Consider the following 21,849-nt stretch of genomic DNA (forward strand, 5'->3'; position numbering starts at 1 on the left):
GACTAAGCATCCGCTCGAGAAAAATCGGGCGGCTATCTGCCTTTTATAAACGCGCATCTTTGGGATGCGTTTTAAGGGGAATTGGTCCGGGGCAGACGCCGCAACAGGTCGGAAAGGCTGTTGCGGCTTATCTGGTTGCGAGTTCGGTACTGCTCATTCTGTGTTGTCCCGGTTTTGTTGCAGGCTTGCTTTTAGCAGCAGCACGGCTTCAGCGCCAGCGATCATCGCGCCACATGGCCGAAAAGGCCGTCCGGTAATCGGGATAGGCAAATTCGTAACCCAGATCCCTGATACGCCGGTTGGAGACACGTTTGTTCTCGCCATAGAAGGAGCGTGCCATCGGCGTCAGATCGGCATCCTCGAAGGCGACTTCCGGCGGTGGCGTCACGCCCATCAGTTCGGCGGCGTAGGTGACGACATCCTGCGGGGGGCTTGGTTCATTGTCGGTGATGTTGAAGATGCCGCCCGTATCGGTGCCTGCCAGAAAGCGCAAGGAACCGGCAATGTCATCGACATGGATGCGGTTGAAAATCTGGTTTTCCTTGATGACGCGCCGCGCGGTGCCGCGCTTCAGATTGACGAAGGCATTGCGGCCCGGCCCATAGATGCCGGAGAGCCTTAAGATCGCAAGTGGTGTTCCATGCCGTTCGCTCAATTGTCCCCACGCCTTTTCGGCTTCGACGCGTTCCAGATTGCGGCGCGAGGAAGGTTTGCAGGCCGTGGTTTCGTCTACCCACGCGCCCTGATGGTCGCCATAGACGCCGACCGTCGACAGATAGCCGATCCAGCGGATGGTGTTGTCGGAACGGCGAAGCGCTTCCTCGACGATGGCGACGGCGGGATCGCCGCTTTCGCCGGGAGAGATCGAAACGACCACATGGGTCGACTGCGCAAGCCTGTCCAGAAGTTCGGGCGAGGGCGTTTGGCCGTCGAAAAGCAGCGGCTTTATGCCCGCCTGTTCGAGGAGGGGAAATTTCTGCTCGTGCCGCGTGGTCCCGTCGATGCGTTCCGCTTCGCCGGACATCCTGCGTGCGAAGGCCTGGGCGGAATAACCGGCTCCGAACAGAAATATGCGCATCAAACTTCCTCCATATCCCACTCTGCCTGCACCGTAGCATCCTCTTCCGATGAGGCCAGGCGTTTCTGAACACTGGCTGCGTGGTCGGGGCTTGCCAGTTGCTTCAAGGCCCATATCGCTGCACCGCGCACGACCGGAGCATGGTCTTCCAGCAATCGTTCGACATCCGACAGAAGCGTCGCATCGCCGGAATTGCCGGTGGCGATCAGCACATTACGGATGAAGCGATCGCGCCCGATCCGTTTCACCGGGGAGCCGGAAAACAGCGTGCGGAAAGCCGGGTCATCCAGCGCCAGCAGATCGTTGAAACGCGGTTCCTTCAGGTCTTCGCGGGCTTTCAGCTTCATTTCGCTGGTGGCCTGCGCGAACTTGTTCCACGGGCAGACGGAAAGGCAGTCGTCGCAGCCATAGATGCGGTTGCCCATGGCTTTCCGGAATTCTTGCGGGATCGGTCCCTTGTTCTCGATGGTGAGATAGGAAATGCAGCGCCGCGCATCGATGCGATAGGGCGCCGGGAAAGCCTTGGTCGGGCAGGCGTCGAGACAGGCGCGGCAGGAGCCGCAATGGTCCCGCTCGGGCTCGTCGGGCGGAATTTCCGCCGTGGTGAAGATCGAGCCGAGGAACAGCCATGAGCCAAGCTCGCGGCTGACCAGATTCGTATGCTTGCCCTGCCAGCCGAGACCGGCAGCTTGCGCCAGCGGCTTTTCCATGACGGGCGCGGTATCGACGAAGACCTTGACATCCTGTCCGGCGCGCGCGGCAAAACGGCTCGCAATGTGCTTCAGCTTGCCCTTGATGATGTCATGATAGTCGCGGTTCTGCGCATAGACGGATATGGCCGCGCGATCCTGCTTTTCCAGAATGGCGAGCGGGTTGGCGTCCGGCCCGTAATTCATGGCCAGCATCATGATGGAACGGACTTCCGGCCACAATACGCTCGGATCGGCACGGCGGGCTTCCGTTTCCTCCATCCAGTCCATATCGGCGTGGTGGCCGTCGGCAATATACTGGCGCAACCGTTCGGGCGCGTGCGGAATTGCATCGGGCGTGGTGAAGGCAACCGCGTCGAAACCAGCCGCCTTCGCTTCTTCGATCAGGAAGCGCTTGAGTTTCTGTTGGCGGCTATCAGAAATCGAGGTCGCCATAATGGGCCACCGGGGCAAGCCCGCGCACGCGGTCGGAAAGCAACGGGCGGAAAGCCGGGCGCGATTTCATGCGTGCATACCAGTCACGCGCCGCTTTGGTTTCGCCCCATTCGATCTCGCCCAGATAATCAAGGACGGATATGGAAGCCGCCGCCGCCATGTCGGCATAGCTTGGATGCGCGCCGCCGAGCCAGTCGCGGGTCGCGGCCAGCCAGTCGATATATTTCATATGCTGGCGGATATTGGTGCGGGCGGCGCGGATGGCGGTCGAATCCGGCGCGCTGCCGCCCATCTCAGCCGCCATCTGCAACTTGAACACACGTTCGCGGGCGATGTGGCGCGTCACTTCATTTTCGAATTTCAGCAGGAACCAGTCGACCAGGCGGCGCACTTCTGCGCGCTCCATCGGGCTTTCCGGCAGGAGGCGGCGGCTGCGCTTCAATGCGCCGCGCGTCTCGTCCAGATATTCGGCGATCACCGTGGCGCCGACGACCGGAAGGTCGTTTTCGGCCAGGAGCACGGGCAGGGTTGCCGCCGGGTTCAGCGCCAGGAATTCCTTGCGGCGCGACCACGGCCGTTCCTCGATAAGTTCCGCTTCAACGCCATATTCGCCGAGGATGAGCCGCACATAGCGCGAACCCGAAGACATGGGATGATGAAAAAGCGTAAGCATGATCGACGCGAGACTCTCGACTGAAGCTTGAATTGAACGTCCGGAGTTTGCACGGCGGCTGGCGTTTGCGCATGCAGCAGGCTATTTCCTGCTATCAAGCGATTCGACGCCGCCTCAACGGAATATAAAGTCTATAAGGGCTATGTTTGCGTGAGACAAGCAATCGCTGGAAATGCGTGTTTTCAGCCGATGGCCCGCTATCCCGATCCGCCTTTTTAACCCGTCACCGTGCCCACTATCCCAAGGTACTGACTTCATGGATATTTTCAATCTACTGGAAGCTGCATTTCTCGGTCTCATCGAAGGTCTGACCGAATTTATCCCTGTTTCCTCCACCGGGCATTTGCTGCTGGTCGGGCACTTTCTTGGCTTTGAATCCACAGGAAAGACCTTCGAGGTGCTGATCCAGCTCGGCGCCATTTTGGCCATTCTGACGGTCTATTCGGCGAAACTTCTTAAAATCCTCACCGATTTCCCCCGCGATGCCCGCACGCGGCGCTTCGTTTTCGGCATTCTGGTCGCCTTCCTCCCTGCGGCCGTCATCGGCGCTCTCGCGCATGGCTTCATCAAGAGCGTCCTGTTCGAAACGCCGATGCTGGTCTGCGCCATGCTTATCATCGGCGGGTTCGTCCTGCTGTGGGTGGACCAGCTCAACCTGCGTCCGCGCTATCATGATGTGATGGACTATCCGCTGCCCATGTGCCTCGCCATCGGCTTCATCCAGTGCCTGGCGATGATACCGGGCGTGTCGCGCTCCGGTTCCACCATTGTCGGCTCGCTGCTGCTCGGCGCCGACAAGCGTTCGGCAGCCGAGTTCTCGTTCTTCCTCGCCATGCCCACCATGGCGGGCGCTTTTGCCTATGATCTCTACAAGAGCCGCGATATCCTGTCGTTCAACGACGGGGCGCTGATCGGGGTCGGCTTCGTGATGGCCTTCATCTCCGGCGTTTTCGTCGTGCGCTATCTGCTCGATTACGTATCCCGCCACGGCTTCAAGCTGTTTGCCTGGTGGCGTCTGATCGTCGGTGCACTCGGTATGGCGGCACTGTTGATCTGGGGATGAGTGCGGTCCGCGTAGCGGACAGAAAGCCCGTGAGCCGGGCAGCAAAAAGGGGCCTTCCGGCCCCTTGTTCATTTCCGCTTCGGCTGTGGATCACGCAAAGCCGGTCTTGGTGTACTGGCCGGCGACGCGGTAGCGCCACAGATAGGATGGCAGCACGGCGTCGACGCTTTCCGGCGTGATGCCCATGCCCTGCAAAGTGCGGCCTTCCTTGATGGCTTTTTCCGAAACCACATTGTCGAATTTCAGCAGCGTCACCTGATCGTTGGTGAGCATCGGATTCGGCAGCAGGCCGAGGATCGATGCCTGCAAACGGGCAACCCACCAGGGCATGGAAACGATGAGGCGCTTGCGGGCGATCACGCCGAGCATGTCCTTCATCCAGTTCCTGAACGGCTGCACATCGGGGCCGCCGAGTTCATAGACGCCGCCCGGCATCAGCTTGCCGTCGACGGCACGCGCCACGGCTTCCGCCACGTCGCCGACATAGACCGGCTGGAGCTTCGTTTCGCCGCCGCCGATTGCAGGCAGGAATGGCGAGAAGCGCGCCATGTTGGCGAAGCGGTTGAAGAAGCGGTCCTCGGGACCGAAAATGATCGACGGGCGCAGGATGACGCTGTCCGGCAGGAGCGAAAGAATGGCCTTTTCGCCTTCCGCCTTGGTGCGCGCATAATCCGACGGCGAATTGGCGTCGGCTGCAAGCGAGGACACATGCGTCATGCGGATGCCTGCGGCCTTGGCGGCTTCGGCAATGTTCTTCGCGCCGAGCACCTGAACCGTGTTGAAACGCTGGCGACCGCTTTCGGACAGAATGCCGACGAGGTTGACCACATGGTCGGAACCCTTGATGACATGTTCCACGGAGCCGCGATGGCGCACATTGGCCTGCACCATCTGGATCTGGCCGACATTGCCGAGCGGCGCCATGTAATAGGCAATTTCCGGCTTGCGCACGGCAACGCGCACGCGGTAGCCGCGCTTGGTGAGAGCCGCAACCACTGCGCGCCCGACAAAGCCTGAGCCGCCGAAAACGGTGACCAGTTTCGGCCTGTTATGGACTTCGTTCGGTTCGGTCTTCATCCTAAACTCCTGCATGAAAGCACGCTATTCGAGCGGTGATTTATCGCCTTTTTGCCACAAGGCAAAGGGGACTTGTTGTCACGATTGCGAAAGCTGCCGGTTTTCCCGCCTTTTGGCGCGAATACTCCTTTGAAATTTGGCGTCTTGCTGTTAAATCGCGCGCATGAGCACACCACTTGACCATATTCGCAATTTTTCGATCGTCGCCCATATCGACCACGGCAAATCGACGCTGGCCGACCGCCTCATCCAGTTGACCGGCGGGCTGGATACGCGCGAGATGAAGGATCAGGTTCTCGACTCGATGGATATCGAGCGGGAGCGCGGCATCACCATCAAGGCGCAGACCGTCCGTCTCTCCTACAAGGCGAAGAACGGCGAGGATTACGTGCTGAACCTGATCGACACGCCCGGACACGTCGACTTCGCCTATGAAGTCTCGCGCTCGCTGGCCGCGTGCGAAGGTTCGCTTCTGGTGGTGGACGCTTCCCAGGGCGTGGAAGCGCAGACGCTGGCGAACGTTTATCAGGCCATCGACAACAACCATGAGATCGTGGTCGTGCTGAACAAGATCGACCTGCCCGCCGCCGAGCCCGAGCGCGTCAAGCAGCAGATCGAGGAAGTCATCGGCATCGATGCGGCGCAGGCCGTGCACATTTCCGCCAAGACCGGCCTCGGCATCGAGGATGTGCTGGAAGCCATCGTCACCCAGCTGCCCGCGCCGAAGGAAGGCGACCGCAATGCCCCGCTCAAGGCCATGCTGGTCGACAGCTGGTATGACTCTTATCTCGGCGTCATCGTTCTGGTGCGCATCATCGATGGTGTCCTTAAAAAGGGCCAGACCATCCGCATGATGGGTACGGGCGCGAAATATCCGGTGGAGCGCACCGGTGTTTTCACGCCCAAAATGGTTCAGGTGGACGAACTCGGCCCCGGCGAGCTTGGCTTCATCACCGCTTCGATCAAGGAAGTGGCCGACACCCGCGTCGGCGATACGATCACCGAAGATCGCCGCCCGACGGAAAAGATGCTGTCCGGCTTCAAGCCCGCGCAGCCGGTGGTGTTCTGCGGCCTGTTCCCGGTCGATGCGGCTGATTTCGAGGACCTGCGCGCCGCCATGGGCAAGCTGCGCCTCAACGATGCGTCGTTCTCGTTCGAAATGGAAACATCCGCCGCGCTTGGCTTCGGCTTCCGCTGCGGTTTCCTCGGCCTTCTGCATCTGGAAATCATTCAGGAGCGTCTTGAGCGCGAGTTCAATCTCGACCTCATCACGACCGCGCCTTCGGTTGTCTACCGCCTCAACATGCAGGACGGTTCGCAGAAGGAACTGCACAATCCGGCCGATATGCCGGATATCGTGAAGATCAACGCGATTGAAGAGCCATGGATCAAGGCAACCATCATGACGCCGGATGATTATCTGGGCGCAATCATGAAGCTTTGCCAGGAGCGCCGCGGCATCCAGATCGACCTGACCTATGTCGGCCCGCGCGCCATGATCACCTATGATCTGCCGCTCAACGAAGTGGTGTTCGATTTCTACGACCGGCTGAAGTCGATCTCGAAGGGTTATGCCTCGTTCGATTACAATCTTTCGGATTACCGCGAGGGCGATCTGGTCAAGATGTCGATCCTCGTCAATGAAGAGCCGGTCGATGCGCTGTCGATGCTGGTGCACCGGACGGCAGCGGAAAAGCGCGGCCGCGCGCTGTGCGAAAAGCTGAAAGAGCTGATCCCGCAGCACATGTTCAAGATCCCGATCCAGGCGGCCATCGGTGGCCGCATCGTGGCGCGCGAGACGATCTCGGCGCTGCGCAAGGACGTGACGGCCAAGTGCTATGGCGGCGACGTGACGCGCAAGCGCAAGCTTCTGGAAAAGCAGAAGGAAGGCAAAAAGCGCATGCGCCAGTTCGGCAAGGTCGAAATCCCGCAAGAGGCCTTTATTCAGGCGCTCAAGATGGGTGATGATTGAGGCAATGGATCGTCCATTGCGTATATGAACGTCGTTCACAAATTTACCACTGGAATTTAACTTTCTTTTCCCGCACCCTATGTAAAATGATTTGGGTGCGGGCGGTGATGCTGTCTCAATTGGACAGATAGGAGTTAGCGATGACCGAAGCTTTGAAACGACTGATAGAGGCTGCTAAAACAATAGAGCAGAGTAAACAGGACTTGGAGCAACAACGTCGCAGTTTTGCCTATGGCAATACCAAGTTTGAAAACGAAATGATCACCCGGGCTATGATCGATGATCAGGCCGAAAAGTTGCGTGCTGTTGGATCGAAGTAATTAGTATTGATAAGAGTGAAGCGCTATGGCGGTAGATGAAGAGCGGGAAGAACGACATAGCGTAGCTCTTGAAGCAGAAATTATCAGTGATCCGCTTCAGAAAGCTGAGGCTGAAGCTCGAAATGGGCTGAAGCAGTATGATTTTGGCATGCAGGTTGTCCAGCAGGCGCTTGATCGCGGTTTTTTTAAACTTCGAGTATCTGTTGTTCTGGCACTTCAACGCGAAGCATTGGCGGGGATCAGTGCTTATGCTGGTAACTTTCGCCCAGCAGGTGTTGAGATACTTGGGAGTAAACATAAGCCGGTTGAAGCGCATCTTGTCGCGGAACGTATCGAAGAAATGTGTGATTATGTAAACGATCATTGGAACGATACTACTGCCATTCATTTAGCATCTTATATTATGTGGCGCCTGAACTGGATACACCCCTTTTCGGATGGTAACGGGCGCACATCGCGAATTTTATCGTATGTTATACTATGCATTAAGACAGGAAGTATACTTCCTGGAACGCCAACTATTCCAGAGCAAATTGTTGAAAATAGAAACCCTTATTTTGCGGCGCTTGATGCAGCTGATGAGGCGTTTGTTAATGGTGGGATAGACTTGTCTGTGATGGAAGAGCTTCTGTCGGGTATGCTCGCCGTTCAGCTTAAGAATGCTTACGAACGTGCTGGTGGTAAGATTTAGCTCAACATGGTAACGCGAAGTAGCATCTCCATTACCTACTGCACCCAATGCAACTGGATGCTGCGGGCAGCATGGATGGCGCAGGAGCTGTTGCAGACTTTCGGGCAGGATTTGGCGGAAGTGGCGTTGCGTCCGGGGACCGGTGGGGTTTTCGAAATCCGCGTTCATATGCCGGATGGCAGCGAAGAACTCATCTGGGAGCGCAAGCGCGATGGCGGCTTTCCGGAAGCCAAGGTGTTGAAGCAGCGCGTGCGTGATCTGGTCTGGCCGGAGCGCGATCTCGGTCATTCGGATCGGCCAGCCAATTCGTGAGGGCTTCTTACCCCTGATCCTTCGAGTCTACGCTTCGCTCCGCACCTCAGGATGAGGGCGGCAAGCCCGATGTTCTGAGGCCAACGATGTTAAACATCGATGCAAAGGATTACAAAGGCACTGATATTAACAAAGGCACCGACTTTTTGAACGAGAGCGGATACGCGCTTCCCTCATCCTGAGGAGGTGCGCAGCGGCACCTCATCCTGAGGAGGTGCGAAGCACCGTCTCGAAGGATCGAAGGATCGAAGGATGAGGGAAAAACAGGGTCAATCCTCGTCCACCACGCGCAGGCGTAGCTGGCTGGTCGAACCGTCCGCCGGTCGGGGTTGCGAGCGAGGTGTTTCCTCGGCAGGCTTTTCGCCGAATTCCAGCGCCTCGATCTTCGCGCCGCGTTTCGTGACCTTGGCTGACGACACAAGAATATCGTCAATATCCTTGTTGGCCTGCACGAAATGGGTTTGCAGCTTGCGCACGCGCTCATCCAGACGGCCGACATCTTCCATCAGGCGGATCACCTCGCCTTGAATCACATGCGCCTGCTCGCGCATCCGTGCATCTTTCAGGATGGCCTGAATGACCTGAATCGACAGCATCAGCAGCGACGGCGAGACGATGACGACCCGTGCCCGGTGCGCGCGCTGGATCAGCGCCTCGAAATGTTCGTGAATATCGGCAAAGATCGATTCCGAGGGCACGAACAGGAAAGCCGTGTCCTGCGTTTCGCCGGGGATCAGATATTTGTCGGACACGTCCTTGATATGAATTTCCATGTCGCGGCGGAACTGGGCGACTGCCGCCTTGCGCGCCTCCGGCTGTTCCGTCTCACGCATCGAATTCCAGGCTTCGAGCGGAAATTTCGCGTCGATCACCAGCGAGGGCGCATTGTTCGGCATCCGCACAAGGCAATCGGGACGGGTGCTGTTGGAAAGCGTTGCCTGGAACTCGTAGGCCCCTTGCGGCAGGCCATCGGCGATGATCGCCTCCATGCGCGACTGGCCGAAAGCGCCACGCGTCTGCTTGTTGGCGAGGATCGCCTGCAACTGCACCACCTGTCCGGCGAGCGACTGGATATTGTTCTGCGCCGTGTCGATGACGGCAAGGCGCTCCTGCAATTTGGCGAGATTCTCATGCGTCGAGCGGGTCTGCTCGGTCATGGTCTGGCCGATGCGATGCGTCATGCCGTCGAGCCGCTCGCGGATCGACTGGTTAAGCTCGGCCTGCCTTGAGCCGAACACTTCCGCCATGGTCTGCATCCGGCCCTGCATCTCGGCCTGCGCCTTGAGGATTTCCGCCATGCGATATTCCGCATCGCGGGCACGGTCCTCGGCCTGCGCTTCCGCAACCGCGCGAAGCCGGGCGGAGCGCGCTGCCGCGATCAGAAAAATGGCAAGACACAGCACCAGCACGACGATACCCGCCAGCAGGATATTGCCGAGCGTGAAGGATGTGGCGCCGAACTGCAGAAGCGGCTCATTCAAGAGATTCTGGTTTTCCATGAAGTGAGCTTAACTGATTCGTGTCGCCTTGATGAGATCAAAACGAGAACATTTTGCAAAGTGTAATTGACGATTCTCACGCGAGCCATTACGTGAAAGCCCATGTCAGTAAAACCGCTTGTCATCCTTCCCGATCCCGTCCTGCGCCAGGTTTCCAAGCCTGTGGAGCGCTTTGACGACCAGCTGCGCAAATTTGCCGGCGACATGTTCGACACCATGTATGATGCGCCGGGCATTGGCCTTGCCGCCATTCAGGTGGGCGAGCCGATCCGCATGCTCGTCATCGACCTCGCCAAGGAAGGTGAACCGAAAGCGCCGCATGTCTTCATCAATCCCGAAATCGTCGGCGTGACGGATGAAGCCAGCACCTATGAGGAAGGCTGCCTTTCGATCCCGGATTATTATGCGGAAGTTGAACGGCCAGCCGCCATCAAGGTCAATTATTTCGATGCTGACGGCAAGCCGCATGCAATAGAAGCCGACGGGCTGATGGCCACCTGCCTGCAGCATGAGATCGACCATCTGAACGGCGTGCTCTTCATCGATCATATTTCCAAGCTGAAGCGCGATATGGTCATCAAGAAATTCAAGAAGCTCGCCAGCCAGAGCGCGCCTAAGAAGGTTCTTTAATGCGTGTCGTTTTCATGGGGACGCCGGAATTTTCCGTGCCGATCCTCACCGCCATCATCGGTCACGGTTATGAGGTCGTTGCGGTCTATACGCAGCCGCCGCGTCCGGCGGGCCGTCGCGGGCTGGAGCTGACCAAGTCGCCGGTGCATGAAAAAGCCGAGCAGTTCGGCATTCCGGTGTTCACGCCGAAGAGCCTCAGAAGCGCGGAAGAGCAGGACGTTTTCGCTAGCCTCGAAGCCGATGTCGCGATTGTCGTGGCCTATGGCCTGCTGCTACCGCAAGCCATTCTGGATGCGCCGCGCCTCGGTTGCTATAACGGCCATGCCTCGCTTTTGCCGCGCTGGCGCGGTGCTGCTCCCATCCAGCGCGCCATCATGGCAGGCGATGCGGAAACCGGCATGATGATCATGAAGATGGATGCGGGGCTCGATACCGGGCCTGTTGCAATGGCTGAAAAGGTTGCCATCACGCCTGACATGACGGCAGGTGAGTTGCATGATCGCCTGAGCATGATCGGGGCCGACCTGATGATCCGTGCGCTGAGTGCGCTTGAGCGTGAAAGTCTTGCCTTGCAGCCGCAGGCGGAGGAAGGCGTGACCTATGCCGCCAAGATCGACAAGGCCGAGGCGCGCATCGACTGGTCGAAGCCTGCGAAGGACGTCCACAACACCATTCGCGGCCTGTCGCCCTTTCCGGGTGCTTGGTGCGAAATGGAAATCAACGGCGCTGTCGAGCGCGTGAAATTGCAGCGCTCCACCTTGGGCGAGGGCAGGGGCGAACCGGGCACGGTGCTGGACGATCGCCTGACGGTTGCCTGCGGCGAGGGTGCCGTTCGGCTCGTCACGCTGCAGCGTTCCGGCGGCAAGCCATTGCCTGCGCAGGAGTTTCTGCGTGGCGCACAGGTCACGAAGGTTCTGTAGGCGGTGCCGCGCTACAAGCTCACTGTCGAATATGACGGCACGCCCTATGTCGGCTGGCAGCGGCAGGAAAACGGCCATGCGGTGCAGAATGCAATCGAACTGGCGTTCAAGAAGTTCTGCGGCGAAGACCTGACGCTAAGCGCTGCGGGCCGTACCGATGCGGGCGTTCATGCGACGGCGCAGGTTGCCCATGTCGATCTCACCAAGGATTGGGACGCGGGCAAGGTGCGCGACGCGGTGAATGCGCATCTGGTCATGGCCGATGAGCGCGTCAGCATATTGAACGTCGAGAAGACGACGGACACATTCGACGCGCGTTTTTCGGCGCGTAGCAGGCATTATCTCTACCGCATCCATAATCGTCGTGCGCCTCTGGCGATCGACTACCAGCGTGCATGGTGGGTGCAGAAGCGGCTCGATGCCGAGGCAATGCATGAAGCGGCGAAGCGGCTTCTGGGTGAGCACGACTTCACGACGTTTCGCGCCACGCAATGCCAGGCCAAGAGCCCGGTCAAGACGCTCGACCGCCTCGATGTCACCCGCAATGGCGACATGATAGAGATGCGCGTTTCAGCGCGGTCCTTCCTGCACAATCAGGTGCGCTCCTTTGCCGGCAGCCTGATGGAAGTGGGCGTCGGCCGCTGGACGGCGGATGATCTGCAAGCTGCTTTGGAAGCGCGTGATCGCAAGGCCTGCGGGCAGGTTGCCCCGCCCTATGGGCTTTATCTGATTGGTGTGGACTACGCCTTTCCGTTTTAAGACCCGAAGCGCGCTCTAGGGGATCAAAAGCAAACTTCCGGATGATTTTCCCGTCTCCAGCGCACGATGGGCCTGTGCTGCTTCGGTCAGCGGATAGGTTGCCCCAATCGTTCCAGTCAGTCCCTTTTCCATGATGTCGAAAAGCTGGGAAGCGGAGTTCCGGTAATTATCCACATCGTTGATGTAAGCGATCACACTTGGCCGGACGAAAGAAAGATCTGCTTGATTGCCAAGTGCATCAATGACGGTCTGGGAGATTTTTCCACCGGCCTGACCGATGCTCGCCAGAGTTCCGAGATGGCGCACGCATTGCGCGGTTTTGGACAGAATTTCTCCGCCGATGCCGTCATAGGCGACGTGAACCCCCTGTCCGTTCGTAAGACGTCTGGTAGCGGTGATAAAATCACAATCGCGCCCAACGAGCACATGATCCGCGCCGTTCCTGCGCGCCGTTTCGGCCTTTTCTTCCGAACTGACTGTGCCAATTACCGTTGCGCCGAGAGCCTTGCCCCAGCGGGTCAACAGAGTACCCAGTCCGCCTGCGGCTGCATGCACCAGCATGACCGTATCCGGGCCAACGGGAAATGTATCAGTCAGGAGCATATGGGTGGTAAGACCGCGCAGCATTGTGGCTGCCGCCGTCTGCGCGGAAATTGTATTGGGCAGCATCAGAGCCCTTTGGGCGGGTAAAAGCCGGGTCGAGGCATAGGCACCCACGGGGAGGCCTGCATAGGCCACCCGGTCACCCGGTTTGAGATCAGTTACGCTCGATCCGACGGCTTCCACCACGCCTGCGCCTTCGACGCCGAGCACAGCCGGAAAGGACGGCAGTGGATAAAGGCCGGTACGGTGATAGATGTCGACGAAATTCACGCCGATTGCCTCGTGGCGGATGCGTATCTCACCCGCACCAGGGCTTCGGGGTGTCTGCGGGACTGTCCGAAGCAGCCCTGCTTCACCGGTCTCGTTCAGAATGATCTCGTGGTCCATCGGTTTACCCTTCGTTGCAATCCGGGGCAGTATCGGGGATAGAGAAAGGGGAAAAAATTGCTGTTTTGATCGCAACGTATGGGAAAAATTTCACAATGGTGAACTGGGAGAGCGTACGTTACTTTGTAGCTTTGGCCGATAGCGGCACTCTGTCGGGCGCGGCGCGGATGCTGAATGTAGAGCATGCGACGATAGCGCGACGTGTGGCTGCCCTGGAAAGCGAAACCAGTTTGAAATTGGTTGACCGTCGGGGACGACGTTTTCTGCTGACGGAAGACGGTGAACGGATCGCTGCAATTGCCCGCAAGATGCAAGATGAAGCGCAGGCTATCAGTCGGCTGGGCGCAGTCCGCGATACTGGTATAAGCGCTACCGTTACACTCACGGCGCCGCCCTCTTACGCGGTTGCGAGACTAGCCAGGCCGCTTGCTGCAATATCGGCGCAGTATCCGGGTATCCATATGCGTGTGATGGGGGAGGCGCGCTTCAGTTCCCTGAACCGTCGGGAAGCGGATATAGCGATACGCCTGACACGTCCGACGACCGGCGACCTCACCATTCGCAGGCTTGGCGAGGAAGCCTTTCGCCCTTACGCAAGTCGACACTATCTGGCGCGAACCCGCCCAGAGGAATGGCAGTTCATTGCCTATGATGAAAGTTTGGAGGACGCGCCGCAGCAGGCTTACCTGCTTGCCTTGGCTGGCACCCGGCCAATTGCCTTGCGCGCCAACACGCTGGAGATACAGCTTGCGCTCGTGAGCGAGAACGCAGGCATCGCCATGCTGCCGGACTTCATGGCTGAAACACAGGAGCATCTCGTGCCAGCGCTGCCGGATCATGCTCCGCTTCTGCGTGAGGTTTGGATGGTTGTTCACTCCGACATGAAGGCCGTCCCGGCTCTGCGCGCCGTCATGGCCGAGATTGGTGGTGCCCTCAATCATCACGTGCCGATATAACGGCTATCGTATTAGTAAGCGTGGGGTTCGAAGCCGATTCCGAGTAAATTCTGCAACAGGACGGTCAGGAACAGCGAGCCGAAGAAGATGCAGGCGAAGAACGGTGCTGCATAGGCATGCGGGCGCTGCAGCGCGATGAAAGTCAGCCGGTAGCTCAGCACGACGGATATGCCGAACATGATGAAGGCGAACAATGTCGCCACGTCGGTGCGTCCGGGGAAGAAAAGTTGCAGCAGCGTGATCGGCGCGAAGATCCATGAAATCAGCGCGCTGCCCCAATTGGTGGCAATCACGAACGCAGCATAACGCTTGGCGATGCCGATGCGCTTGGCGATAAGCCCGATGACGACGAGCGGCACGATCCATGCCGCTATGTCGACGAAGGCGGCGCGGGTGACGATGGCGAAGCGCAGGCCCGCCTCCTCGCGTCCTGCCGTCAGGTTCGCCGCATAAGCGACCCAGCTTGCGAACATCGGCGGCAGCGCAATGGCTATCGCATAGAAGGACGACCAGAAGCCCTCGGCGGAAATGTCGAGATGATCCAGTCCGTCCTTGCGCCCGAGCATCATTTTCCAGACGCCCCAGAAATATCTGAAAATATCGTCCAGGCTTGGCATGAGATTCCCAATTTTTCGCATAATCCGGGCGGACACGTCATGCGACTGTCCGGGGCTATGCTCTACCCAAAGAAATCGGCAATGAAGCGTTCATAAATCTGTGTCAGGCCTTCAAGGTCGGCAAGGGCCACGCGCTCATCGACCATGTGCATGGTCTGCCCGACGAGGCCGAACTCGACCACCGGGCAGTAATCCTTGATGAAGCGGGCATCGGACGTGCCGCCGGAAGTCGATAGTTCCGGGCGCTTGCCGGTGACGGCCTCCACTGATGCGGTCAGCGTGCCGATCAGCTTTTCGTCGCGGGTCAGGAACACATGGCTCGGATGCTCGCGCCATGTCAGCTCATAATTGATCGGCGTTTCACGGCCCGGGCGCAGGCGATTGTCGCGGGCGGCCTTTTCGAGGCGCGCCACGATTTCCGCTTGCAGGCTCTCCGCGGTCCATTTGTCGTTGAAGCGGATGTTGAACGAGGCGGTTGCCTTGTTCGCAATGACATTGGTGGCCGTGTTGCCCACATCGATGGTGGTGACTTCCAGATTGCTGGCCTGGAAATCGGCAGTGCCTGCGTCGAAAGCCGGGTAAAGCAGGCTGTCGACCAGCGTTGTGATGCCGCGCACCGGATTTTCGGCCAGATGCGGATAGGCCGCATGACCTTGCACGCCGTGGACGGTGATGGTGCCTGACAGCGACCCGCGCCGCCCGATCTTGATCATGTCGCCGAGCGCATTGGGATTGGTCGGCTCGCCGACGATGGACGCATCCCAGCTTTCGCCGCGCTGTTTCGCCCAGTCGAGAAGCTTGACCGTGCCATTGATGGCCGGGCCTTCCTCGTCGCCGGTGATGAGGAAGGAAACGCTGCCCTTGAGGCTACCGTGCTTTTCGATGTGGCGGGCAACGGCTGCGACGAAACAGGCGACGCCGCCCTTCATGTCCACCGCGCCGCGACCGTACATCACGCCGTCTTCGATGGCGGCGGAGAAGGGCGGGTGTTTCCAGTCGCCTTCATTGCCGGGCGGCACGACGTCGGTATGGCCCGCGAACATCAGGTGCGGGCCGTTGCCCGACTTGCGTGCATAGAGATTTTCGATGTCGGGCGTGCCTTCATCGCGGAAGACGGGCCGCTCCACCGAAAACCCCATGGGCTTCAGCATCGCTTCCAGTGCCGTCAGCGCGCCGCCTTCGGCGGGCGTCACGGATGGGCAGCGGATGAGGGCGGCGAGATTTTCGGCGGGATTGACGGCTAAGCTCATGTGATCGGGACTTTTTGAAAAGGGAATCGTCTGATGGCGAGATTATCGCGCATCCCGAAAAGTGCGAAGCGGTTTTCGGATCAAGATGCGCGAGAAAACAAAGTGGCATCCCGAAAAGTGCGAAGCGGTTTTCGGATCAAGATGCGTGTGAAGGGCGGCGGTTGTGCATGGCGATGATGTTTCGCCTTTCACTTGTTTTTCTCAACCGGTTTCAATTTGGGAACGAAATTTCCTTGACCGGAGGGCCCCTGTCATCGTTAGTTAAAAATAAGTTGATAACGAGACCCGCAAAGGGCCGGTCAACGGGGACTCTTTTAAAAATGGGAAATTGCGCATGCGTTTTGTCACTTCTGCGATAGCAGGCATGATGGTGCTCTTCGGGGCGGCGGCGATACCGGCCAAGGCCGCGCAATGGAGTGAAGCAGGCGGGCTTACGAGCATTCCTTACGGGCACAAGGATTATTGCGATCGCAACAAGCGCGATTGCGGCGCGCATCGCGTCCTGCCGCCGATGAAGCTCACCCCACAGCGCATGAAGCTGCTGCAATCGGTCAGCAGCTCCGTCAATCACCGTATCAAGCCGGTCTCCGATCAGGAGAATTACGGCAAGCGCGACTACTGGACGCTTCCCGTCAACGGCAAGGGCGATTGCGAAGACTATGTGCTGATGAAGCGGGCGCAGCTCATGGCGCGGGGCATCAGCCCGTCATTGCTGCTCATCACCATGGTGCAGGGCAGCGAGCCGCATGTCATCCTGACTGCCCGCACGGATCACGGCGATTATATCCTCGACAATCTGCGCGACGAGGTGCTGCCCGTCGAGAAGACGTCGTACCGCTATATCAAGATGCAGTCGCCAGCCAATTCCGGCCAGTGGGTTTCCATCGCCGGGCGGTCGGTCGCCGTCGCGAACAACTGACCGGGCGTACAGCGTTCAACGCCGAACGCTGCGAGGCCGTTTGAATATCATCAAGCCGCATTTCGATGCGGCTTTTTGTTTTTGCGGTTGCGCGATGCGGGGGATGGAGGGCGAAAACCGCCCCATTGTTCACTCTCATTGGACAATATATCCGGACAGACTGTTCGCGCTTCTTGAACAAAGACACCTTTGTAACAGCCGTGTGATTGCTGGTATATCAATCAATCTATTGTTTTTATTTGATTTTTCAAATCAGTTTGGCTCAAATTCAAAAAATTGGGCGCACAAATGTGTGATCAAGAAAACATTTTCGTGACTGGAACTTTTGCTCACTGTCACCCATTTCAGCTGCATCGGAACGACGAACAAACGCCGCTCCACTTTCCAAGGAGATAGGAAAATGAAGAAGATTGTTCTTGCTGCCGCTGCTCTTGCTCTTACCGCCGGTGCCGCCTTCGCAGAAAACCCGCATGTTGGCGAACCTGCCGATCTTTATGTAAACGACCGCACCCCGGTCGCTGCCCAGAAGCTCGACTACACGGCTCCTGCCTCGATCAACAAGGCAACGGTCTATCAGGATGGTTCGGCTCACCGCTTTGGTGATGCATCGCCTTCCTCTTACCAGAACTAAGAGTCCTCCCGGACTTTTGGTCTTTCCGGTCCCGATGGGCCGGGCATGAATACCCACATTGCATGTAATCCCGAAGGTGTCGGGGCATTTCCTCCCAGATGTGCCTGACACCGTAGGGCGGGCCACGAAGGCCCAGCCAACCGGCGGATTGCCGTTAGACAACCGCCAGATAACCGCCAGTTACCTACCAAGTAACCGAATGTCCCCCCTGAGCCCGAACACGAGCCCGAAATTGAGGTTCGACCGGTGAAAGCCATTGTAGGGGGACGCTATGGAAAAGGAATAGAGACATGAAAAAGTTTGCTCTTGCCGCCCTTGCTGTCGCTCTCAGCGCCGGTGCCGCCTATGCCGAAAACCCGTTTGTCGGCCAGCCTGCTGAAATGGCTGCCCAGGACAAGGCCTTCGTGCTTCCCGGCGAAACCCCGGTCGCTTCGACCCGCAGCAACATCGACTATACGGCTCCGGCTGCCATTCGCCAGTCTGCGCCGGTCAGCCAGGATGGTTCGGCTCACCGCTTCGGCGACGCTTCCCCGTCCAGCTACCAGAACTAATCGGTTCTGATAGTTGAGACTCCCGGTCGTCCTGCGTGGCTCTGCGTTCGTCCCCCTCACGCATCAGCCATGCAGGGCAACCGGAAAGCTTTAAAACTATCTCCCCGGAGGATGGCGTCAATGTCTCCCCGGATTGCCCGGATCAGAGGCATTGCGCCATCCGAAGGGGCGACCAGTTATGAAAAAGGCGACGCCAGCGGCGTCGCCTTTTTCCTTGATATGTCTGCGTTTCAAAGCGCATCCCGAAAAGTGCGGGCCGGTTTCGGCGATCCGCTCAAATGGACGATGCGTTCTAGAGCGGTTCCTATTCTAACAGAATCGCCGGAACCGCTCTAACTATTTGTTTTATCGCATTATCCAACGCATCGAAGCGGCATAAGAAATCAGTCCAGTGAACTGATTTCCCCGCGTAGACGTTTCACACTTTTGCTGGAAATGCTCTAATCTCGTCAGTTGAGCCACTTGTCACGGATCGCCTCAAAGTTGCCATCTCTTTTCGACAGGTCGATCCACTGGTCGACGAATGCGGCCCAGTATGGATCGCGCTGTATCCAGTAAGCCTTGTCGATATGGTTGAATGGCTTCTCCACATCAACAGCGCATAGAATGCCGGGATGCTGCTTCTGCTGATAGTGCGTTTCCGCACCGTCGGTAATCATCACATCGCCCTCTCCGGCGGCAAGCGCATCAAAGATGCTCTTATTGTCCTTCCACGGGATGATTTGCGCCTGTTCGATATTGTCATGGACGAAGATCGAATTCGTTCCGCCCGGGTTGGCGATAACCTTGACGCCGGGCTTATCGATCTCGGCAATTGTCCTGAATTTATACTTGTCGGCGCAGCGTGCAATCGGGGCCTTTCCATCCTCCAGATAGGGACGGGAAAACAAACCGATCTTCTGCCGCTCCAGGGTGATGGAAACACCACCCATCGCGATGTCGAACTTGTCGTCGCGAAAATCCTGCGTGAGTGTTGGCCAGGATGTTTCGACGATTTCCAGACGCACACCCAGAGCCTTTGCCAGACTTTGGGCCTGATCAATATCAAGTCCAGTGAACGCTCCGGTCTTCGGGTCCTTGAAGCTGAACGGGCTGTAATCGCCCGGTGTGCCGACTTTCAACACACCGCGGGCAATGATTTCATCCAGCCTTGATTGCGGGGACGCCGTACTGAAAGACAACCCCGAAAGAGAAAACAAAAACAAAATGAGTACGGCCTGAAAATAGCGCATATCTATCCTTTTCCGGCAATTATAAATTCAAAAATATATTGCATAATTCCACGATCATATTTCAGAATGCAAAAAGCGCCAGCCCGAATTCATCAGGCTGGCGCTTTCAACTTCATCACATGGCGGTTTTACCCGCGAAGAACGCCGCCGGTTTGCTTGGCGACGCTTGCCACGACCTGTTTCGACAGCGCTTCCAGATCTTCATCCGTCAATGTGCGGTCTTGGGGCTGCAACAGCACTTCGACCGCAATGGACTTCTTGCCTTCGCCGAGCGATGCACCCGTGAACACGTCAAAGACCTGAACGCCGACAATCAGCTTCTTGTCGGCAGTCGAGACTGCCTTCACGACATTGCCCGCCTCCACATCTGCATCCACCACGAACGCGAAATCGCGCTTGAGGCTCTGGAACTGCGAGAGGTTGAGCGCAGGCTTGGTGCGTGTGGATTTCGCCTTCGGCTCAGGGATCGCGTCGATATAGACTTCAAAGCCGCAAAGCGCGCCCGAAACATCGAGTGCTTCCAGCGTATCCGGATGGAACTCGCCGAAATAACCAAGCACGACCTTGGGCCCGAGTTTCAGCGTACCCGAGCGGCCCGGATGGAACCATTCGGGCCCGCCAGCCTCGATCTGGATGCGGTCAACCGGCGCACCGGCGGCCTCCAGTGCTGCGAGCGCGTCGGCCTTGGCGTCGAACACGCCGACGGGCGCTGCATTGCCGGCCCAGAAACGGCCCGAGCCGTCGACCTTGGCCGTGCCGCGACGCACGCCACCCGCAACGCGACGCTGGCTATCCGGTGTGTCGCCTTCATAGATGCCCGAGACCTCGAACAGCGCCGTATCGCCAAAACCGCGATCCGCGTTGCGCTGGGCAGCGGCAAGCAACCCCGGCAGCAGCGACGGGCGCATGTCCGACATATCGGCTGCGATCGGGTTCGCCAGTTTCAGTTCCGGCTTACCGCCGCCGAAGGCCTTCGCCTGCGCTTCAGAAATGAAGGAATAGGTCACAGCTTCCATCATGCCGCGCGAGGCCAGCATGCGGCGGGCATGACGCGTCCTGATCTGCAATGTCGTCAGGATACGGCCGTTGACCGCGCCGTGGCTTGGCAACGGCTGTGGTTCGATCCGGTTGATGCCGTGAATGCGCATGACTTCTTCAACGAGGTCGGCCTTGCCTTCCACATCGCCGCGCCATGACGGAACAATTGCCTTGATGACCTTGCCATCGCCTTCGACACCGAAGCCCAGGCGCTTCAGAATATCGAGCGACGTTTCGTAAGGCACGTCGATGCCCGTCAGGCGCTTGACTTCCGACACCGGGAAATCGACCACTCGCGGCTCCGGCTTGCCATAGCCGACAACATCGAGAACGGTTGGCTCGCCGCCGCACAGTTCCAGCACCAGCCTGGTCGCAATTTCTGCTCCCGGCACCATCATTTCCGGATCGACGCCACGCTCGAAGCGATAGCGCGCATCGGTAACGATGCCGAGTTCGCGACCCGTGCGCGCGATCATGCGCGGGTCCCACAGAGCGGACTCGATCAGCACATCGGTGGTGTTCTCATCGCAGCCCGAATGTTCACCGCCCATGATGCCGGCAATCGATTCGGGACCGTTTTCATCGGCGATCACATACATGCCGGGCTTGAACTTATATTCCCGCTGGTCGAGGCCGAGAATGGTTTCGCCATCCTTCGCGGCACGCACCGTCAGATTGCCCTTGACCTTGGCCGCATCGAAGACATGCAGCGGACGGCCCTGATCGAAAGTCACATAATTGGTGATGTCCACCAGCGCGTTGATCGGACGCAGGCCGATCGCCTTGAGACGCTGCTGCATCCATTTCGGGCTTGGGCCATTCTTCACGCCCTTGACCATGCGCAGCGCGAAGCCGGTGCAGAACGGGTGCTCCGCAACCTGATCCAGAATGACCTTGACCGGGGTTTCGCCCTCGCCCTTGACGGCTTCCGGCAGCGTGTTCTTGAGCGTGCCGAGACCGGCCGCTGCAAGATCGCGTGCGATGCCATGAATGCCGGTGCAGTCGGCGCGGTTTGGCGTCAGGCCAATCTCGATCACCTCATCGTCCAGCCCGGCATAGGTCGCGAAGCTGGTGCCGACCGGAGCATCCTCGGCCAAGTCAATGATGCCATTGTGTTCGTCGGAAAGCTCCAGCTCGCGCTCGGAGCACATCATGCCGAAGCTTTCGACACCGCGAATCTTGCCGACGGAAAGCGTGACGTCCAGGCCGGGAACATAGTCGCCCGGACGGCCCAGAACACCGACCAGACCGGCCCGTGCATTGGGGGCACCGCAGACCACCTGAACCGGCTTGCCGTCGCCCGCATCGACGGAAAGCACGCGCAGCTTGTCGGCATCCGGATGCTGGACTGCCGTCAAAACCCTGGCGATCTTGAAGGCCTTGAAAGCGGCGCGGTCATCGACCGATTCCACTTCCAGACCGATATCGGTCAGTTTTTCGACGATTTCGTCCAGTGTCGCATCGGTTTCAAGGTGATCCTTGAGCCAGGAAAGCGTGAATTTCATGATCGTGTTCTTTCCTAAATT

The 21,849-nt window shown here is 58.5% G+C and carries 23 protein-coding genes; 13 read left to right on the plus strand and 10 right to left on the minus strand.

Going from position 1 to position 21,849, the window contains the following annotated elements; all coding sequences use genetic code 11:
• Positions 1 to 208: 208 nt before the first annotated feature.
• From ACS5UA_RS12420 to ACS5UA_RS12430, 3 genes are read right to left on the minus strand one after another with little or no spacing between them, the layout of a single operon-like run.
• A complete protein-coding gene (locus tag ACS5UA_RS12420; RefSeq protein ID WP_443101363.1) occupies positions 209 to 1,078 on the minus strand; it encodes an SDR family oxidoreductase in 870 nt (289 codons plus the stop codon).
• The gene (gene queG, locus ACS5UA_RS12425) at positions 1,078 to 2,223 is read right to left on the minus strand and encodes a tRNA epoxyqueuosine(34) reductase QueG (protein ID WP_443101364.1); all 1,146 of its coding nucleotides are present in this window, start codon (positions 2,221 to 2,223) and stop codon (positions 1,078 to 1,080) included. The genes ACS5UA_RS12420 and queG overlap by 1 nt, the downstream gene beginning before the upstream one ends.
• On the minus strand, positions 2,204 to 2,896 hold the full coding sequence (locus ACS5UA_RS12430; protein WP_006467595.1) for a glutathione S-transferase family protein: 693 nt from the start codon (positions 2,894 to 2,896) through the stop codon (positions 2,204 to 2,206). Before ACS5UA_RS12430 ends, queG begins: the two co-directional genes overlap by 20 nt.
• Positions 2,897 to 3,152: 256 nt before the next feature.
• On the opposite strand from ACS5UA_RS12430, the gene ACS5UA_RS12435 reads away from it, so the two are divergent.
• Positions 3,153 to 3,959 carry an undecaprenyl-diphosphate phosphatase gene (locus ACS5UA_RS12435; RefSeq protein WP_063881540.1) on the plus strand — a complete coding sequence of 269 codons (807 nt, stop codon included), beginning with the start codon at positions 3,153 to 3,155 and terminating at the stop codon, positions 3,957 to 3,959.
• A gap of 90 nt (positions 3,960 to 4,049) precedes the next feature.
• Here the strand turns inward: ACS5UA_RS12435 and ACS5UA_RS12440 are convergent, their stop codons facing one another.
• Entirely contained in the window at positions 4,050 to 5,036 is a 987-nt protein-coding gene (locus ACS5UA_RS12440; RefSeq protein WP_113474163.1) for a complex I NDUFA9 subunit family protein, read from the minus strand.
• Positions 5,037 to 5,199: 163 nt separating this feature from the next.
• On the opposite strand from ACS5UA_RS12440, the gene lepA reads away from it, so the two are divergent.
• The 4 genes from lepA (at position 5,200) to ACS5UA_RS12460 (ending at position 8,331) form a co-directional block, all read left to right on the plus strand.
• The gene (gene lepA / locus ACS5UA_RS12445; protein ID WP_006467592.1) at positions 5,200 to 7,008 is read left to right on the plus strand and encodes a translation elongation factor 4; all 1,809 of its coding nucleotides are present in this window, start codon (positions 5,200 to 5,202) and stop codon (positions 7,006 to 7,008) included.
• Between the two features lie 140 nt (positions 7,009 to 7,148).
• Complete coding sequence (locus ACS5UA_RS12450; protein WP_443101365.1) at positions 7,149 to 7,328, plus strand: hypothetical protein; 180 nt, start codon at positions 7,149 to 7,151, stop codon at positions 7,326 to 7,328.
• A 25-nt stretch (positions 7,329 to 7,353) separates the two neighbouring features.
• Positions 7,354 to 8,019 (plus strand): Fic family protein, encoded by a 666-nt coding sequence (locus ACS5UA_RS12455; RefSeq protein ID WP_443101366.1) that lies wholly within the window; start codon positions 7,354 to 7,356, stop codon positions 8,017 to 8,019.
• A 6-nt stretch (positions 8,020 to 8,025) separates the two neighbouring features.
• Positions 8,026 to 8,331, plus strand: a complete 306-nt coding sequence (locus tag ACS5UA_RS12460) for a SelT/SelW/SelH family protein (RefSeq protein ID WP_443101367.1) — start codon at positions 8,026 to 8,028, stop codon at positions 8,329 to 8,331.
• 269 nt (positions 8,332 to 8,600) lie between these two features.
• Here ACS5UA_RS12460 and ACS5UA_RS12465 read toward each other — a convergent pair whose 3' ends face one another.
• The gene (locus tag ACS5UA_RS12465; RefSeq protein ID WP_443101368.1) at positions 8,601 to 9,830 is read right to left on the minus strand and encodes a DNA recombination protein RmuC; all 1,230 of its coding nucleotides are present in this window, start codon (positions 9,828 to 9,830) and stop codon (positions 8,601 to 8,603) included.
• Positions 9,831 to 9,932: 102 nt separating this feature from the next.
• Between ACS5UA_RS12465 and def the strand changes: the two genes are divergently transcribed.
• The 3 genes from def to truA are packed head-to-tail and all read left to right on the plus strand — an operon-like array spanning position 9,933 to position 12,139.
• Positions 9,933 to 10,460: a peptide deformylase gene (gene def / locus ACS5UA_RS12470; RefSeq protein WP_021587110.1), complete on the plus strand. Its 528-nt coding sequence runs from the start codon at positions 9,933 to 9,935 to the stop codon at positions 10,458 to 10,460.
• Positions 10,460 to 11,380: a methionyl-tRNA formyltransferase gene (gene fmt / locus ACS5UA_RS12475; RefSeq protein WP_443101369.1), complete on the plus strand. Its 921-nt coding sequence runs from the start codon at positions 10,460 to 10,462 to the stop codon at positions 11,378 to 11,380. Before def ends, fmt begins: the two co-directional genes overlap by 1 nt.
• Before the next feature lie 3 nt (positions 11,381 to 11,383).
• Positions 11,384 to 12,139 carry a tRNA pseudouridine(38-40) synthase TruA gene (gene truA, locus ACS5UA_RS12480; RefSeq protein WP_063881534.1) on the plus strand — a complete coding sequence of 252 codons (756 nt, stop codon included), beginning with the start codon at positions 11,384 to 11,386 and terminating at the stop codon, positions 12,137 to 12,139.
• 15 nt (positions 12,140 to 12,154) lie between these two features.
• Here the strand turns inward: truA and ACS5UA_RS12485 are convergent, their stop codons facing one another.
• Positions 12,155 to 13,129 (minus strand): quinone oxidoreductase family protein, encoded by a 975-nt coding sequence (locus tag ACS5UA_RS12485; protein WP_443101370.1) that lies wholly within the window; start codon positions 13,127 to 13,129, stop codon positions 12,155 to 12,157.
• A gap of 95 nt (positions 13,130 to 13,224) precedes the next feature.
• On the opposite strand from ACS5UA_RS12485, the gene ACS5UA_RS12490 reads away from it, so the two are divergent.
• Entirely contained in the window at positions 13,225 to 14,085 is an 861-nt protein-coding gene (locus tag ACS5UA_RS12490; RefSeq protein WP_443101371.1) for a LysR family transcriptional regulator, read from the plus strand.
• Between the two features lie 11 nt (positions 14,086 to 14,096).
• Here ACS5UA_RS12490 and ACS5UA_RS12495 read toward each other — a convergent pair whose 3' ends face one another.
• Positions 14,097 to 14,702, minus strand: coding sequence for a hypothetical protein (locus ACS5UA_RS12495; protein WP_443101372.1), 606 nt, complete (start codon positions 14,700 to 14,702; stop codon positions 14,097 to 14,099).
• A 62-nt stretch (positions 14,703 to 14,764) separates the two neighbouring features.
• A complete protein-coding gene (gene dapE / locus ACS5UA_RS12500) occupies positions 14,765 to 15,952 on the minus strand; it encodes a succinyl-diaminopimelate desuccinylase (RefSeq protein ID WP_443101373.1) in 1,188 nt (395 codons plus the stop codon).
• 367 nt (positions 15,953 to 16,319) lie between these two features.
• Here dapE and ACS5UA_RS12505 point away from each other — a divergent pair, with 367 nt between their 5' ends.
• The 4 genes from ACS5UA_RS12505 to ACS5UA_RS12520 all read left to right on the plus strand — a co-directional run bounded on the left by ACS5UA_RS12505 (position 16,320) and on the right by ACS5UA_RS12520 (position 18,053).
• Entirely contained in the window at positions 16,320 to 16,871 is a 552-nt protein-coding gene (locus ACS5UA_RS12505) for a transglutaminase-like cysteine peptidase (protein ID WP_006472292.1), read from the plus strand.
• A 40-nt stretch (positions 16,872 to 16,911) separates the two neighbouring features.
• A complete protein-coding gene (locus ACS5UA_RS12510; protein WP_443101374.1) occupies positions 16,912 to 17,187 on the plus strand; it encodes a hypothetical protein in 276 nt (91 codons plus the stop codon).
• 84 nt (positions 17,188 to 17,271) lie between these two features.
• Positions 17,272 to 17,502 carry a hypothetical protein gene (locus ACS5UA_RS12515; protein WP_443101375.1) on the plus strand — a complete coding sequence of 77 codons (231 nt, stop codon included), beginning with the start codon at positions 17,272 to 17,274 and terminating at the stop codon, positions 17,500 to 17,502.
• Between the two features lie 290 nt (positions 17,503 to 17,792).
• Positions 17,793 to 18,053 carry a hypothetical protein gene (locus tag ACS5UA_RS12520; protein WP_006467574.1) on the plus strand — a complete coding sequence of 87 codons (261 nt, stop codon included), beginning with the start codon at positions 17,793 to 17,795 and terminating at the stop codon, positions 18,051 to 18,053.
• A gap of 449 nt (positions 18,054 to 18,502) precedes the next feature.
• On the opposite strand, the gene ACS5UA_RS12525 is transcribed toward ACS5UA_RS12520, so the two are convergent.
• Positions 18,503 to 19,285: a transporter substrate-binding domain-containing protein gene (locus tag ACS5UA_RS12525; protein WP_112671874.1), complete on the minus strand. Its 783-nt coding sequence runs from the start codon at positions 19,283 to 19,285 to the stop codon at positions 18,503 to 18,505.
• Positions 19,286 to 19,413: 128 nt separating this feature from the next.
• Positions 19,414 to 21,828, minus strand: a complete 2,415-nt coding sequence (gene pheT, locus ACS5UA_RS12530; protein WP_112671872.1) for a phenylalanine--tRNA ligase subunit beta — start codon at positions 21,826 to 21,828, stop codon at positions 19,414 to 19,416.
• Positions 21,829 to 21,849: the final 21 nt, after the last annotated feature.

This window comes from Brucella sp. RRSP16, assembly GCF_052246815.1.
In the GTDB taxonomy this organism is placed as follows: Bacteria; Pseudomonadota; Alphaproteobacteria; order Rhizobiales; family Rhizobiaceae; genus Brucella; species Brucella intermedia.

Coding starts and splice junctions, on each gene's coding strand:
- ACS5UA_RS12420 (WP_443101363.1), bottom strand. CDS start 1,078: ATGCGCATATTTCTGTTCGGAGCCGGTTATTCCGCCCAGGCCTTCGCA.
- queG (WP_443101364.1), bottom strand. CDS start 2,223: ATGGCGACCTCGATTTCTGATAGCCGCCAACAGAAACTCAAGCGCTTC.
- ACS5UA_RS12430 (WP_006467595.1), bottom strand. CDS start 2,896: ATGCTTACGCTTTTTCATCATCCCATGTCTTCGGGTTCGCGCTATGTG.
- ACS5UA_RS12435 (WP_063881540.1), top strand. CDS start 3,153: ATGGATATTTTCAATCTACTGGAAGCTGCATTTCTCGGTCTCATCGAA.
- ACS5UA_RS12440 (WP_113474163.1), bottom strand. CDS start 5,036: ATGAAGACCGAACCGAACGAAGTCCATAACAGGCCGAAACTGGTCACC.
- lepA (WP_006467592.1), top strand. CDS start 5,200: ATGAGCACACCACTTGACCATATTCGCAATTTTTCGATCGTCGCCCAT.
- ACS5UA_RS12450 (WP_443101365.1), top strand. CDS start 7,149: ATGACCGAAGCTTTGAAACGACTGATAGAGGCTGCTAAAACAATAGAG.
- ACS5UA_RS12455 (WP_443101366.1), top strand. CDS start 7,354: ATGGCGGTAGATGAAGAGCGGGAAGAACGACATAGCGTAGCTCTTGAA.
- ACS5UA_RS12460 (WP_443101367.1), top strand. CDS start 8,026: ATGGTAACGCGAAGTAGCATCTCCATTACCTACTGCACCCAATGCAAC.
- ACS5UA_RS12465 (WP_443101368.1), bottom strand. CDS start 9,830: ATGGAAAACCAGAATCTCTTGAATGAGCCGCTTCTGCAGTTCGGCGCC.
- def (WP_021587110.1), top strand. CDS start 9,933: ATGTCAGTAAAACCGCTTGTCATCCTTCCCGATCCCGTCCTGCGCCAG.
- fmt (WP_443101369.1), top strand. CDS start 10,460: ATGCGTGTCGTTTTCATGGGGACGCCGGAATTTTCCGTGCCGATCCTC.
- ACS5UA_RS12485 (WP_443101370.1), bottom strand. CDS start 13,129: ATGGACCACGAGATCATTCTGAACGAGACCGGTGAAGCAGGGCTGCTT.
- ACS5UA_RS12490 (WP_443101371.1), top strand. CDS start 13,225: ATGGTGAACTGGGAGAGCGTACGTTACTTTGTAGCTTTGGCCGATAGC.
- ACS5UA_RS12495 (WP_443101372.1), bottom strand. CDS start 14,702: ATGCCAAGCCTGGACGATATTTTCAGATATTTCTGGGGCGTCTGGAAA.
- dapE (WP_443101373.1), bottom strand. CDS start 15,952: ATGAGCTTAGCCGTCAATCCCGCCGAAAATCTCGCCGCCCTCATCCGC.
- ACS5UA_RS12505 (WP_006472292.1), top strand. CDS start 16,320: ATGGTGCTCTTCGGGGCGGCGGCGATACCGGCCAAGGCCGCGCAATGG.
- ACS5UA_RS12515 (WP_443101375.1), top strand. CDS start 17,272: ATGAAGAAGATTGTTCTTGCTGCCGCTGCTCTTGCTCTTACCGCCGGT.
- ACS5UA_RS12520 (WP_006467574.1), top strand. CDS start 17,793: ATGAAAAAGTTTGCTCTTGCCGCCCTTGCTGTCGCTCTCAGCGCCGGT.
- ACS5UA_RS12525 (WP_112671874.1), bottom strand. CDS start 19,285: ATGCGCTATTTTCAGGCCGTACTCATTTTGTTTTTGTTTTCTCTTTCG.
- pheT (WP_112671872.1), bottom strand. CDS start 21,828: ATGAAATTCACGCTTTCCTGGCTCAAGGATCACCTTGAAACCGATGCG.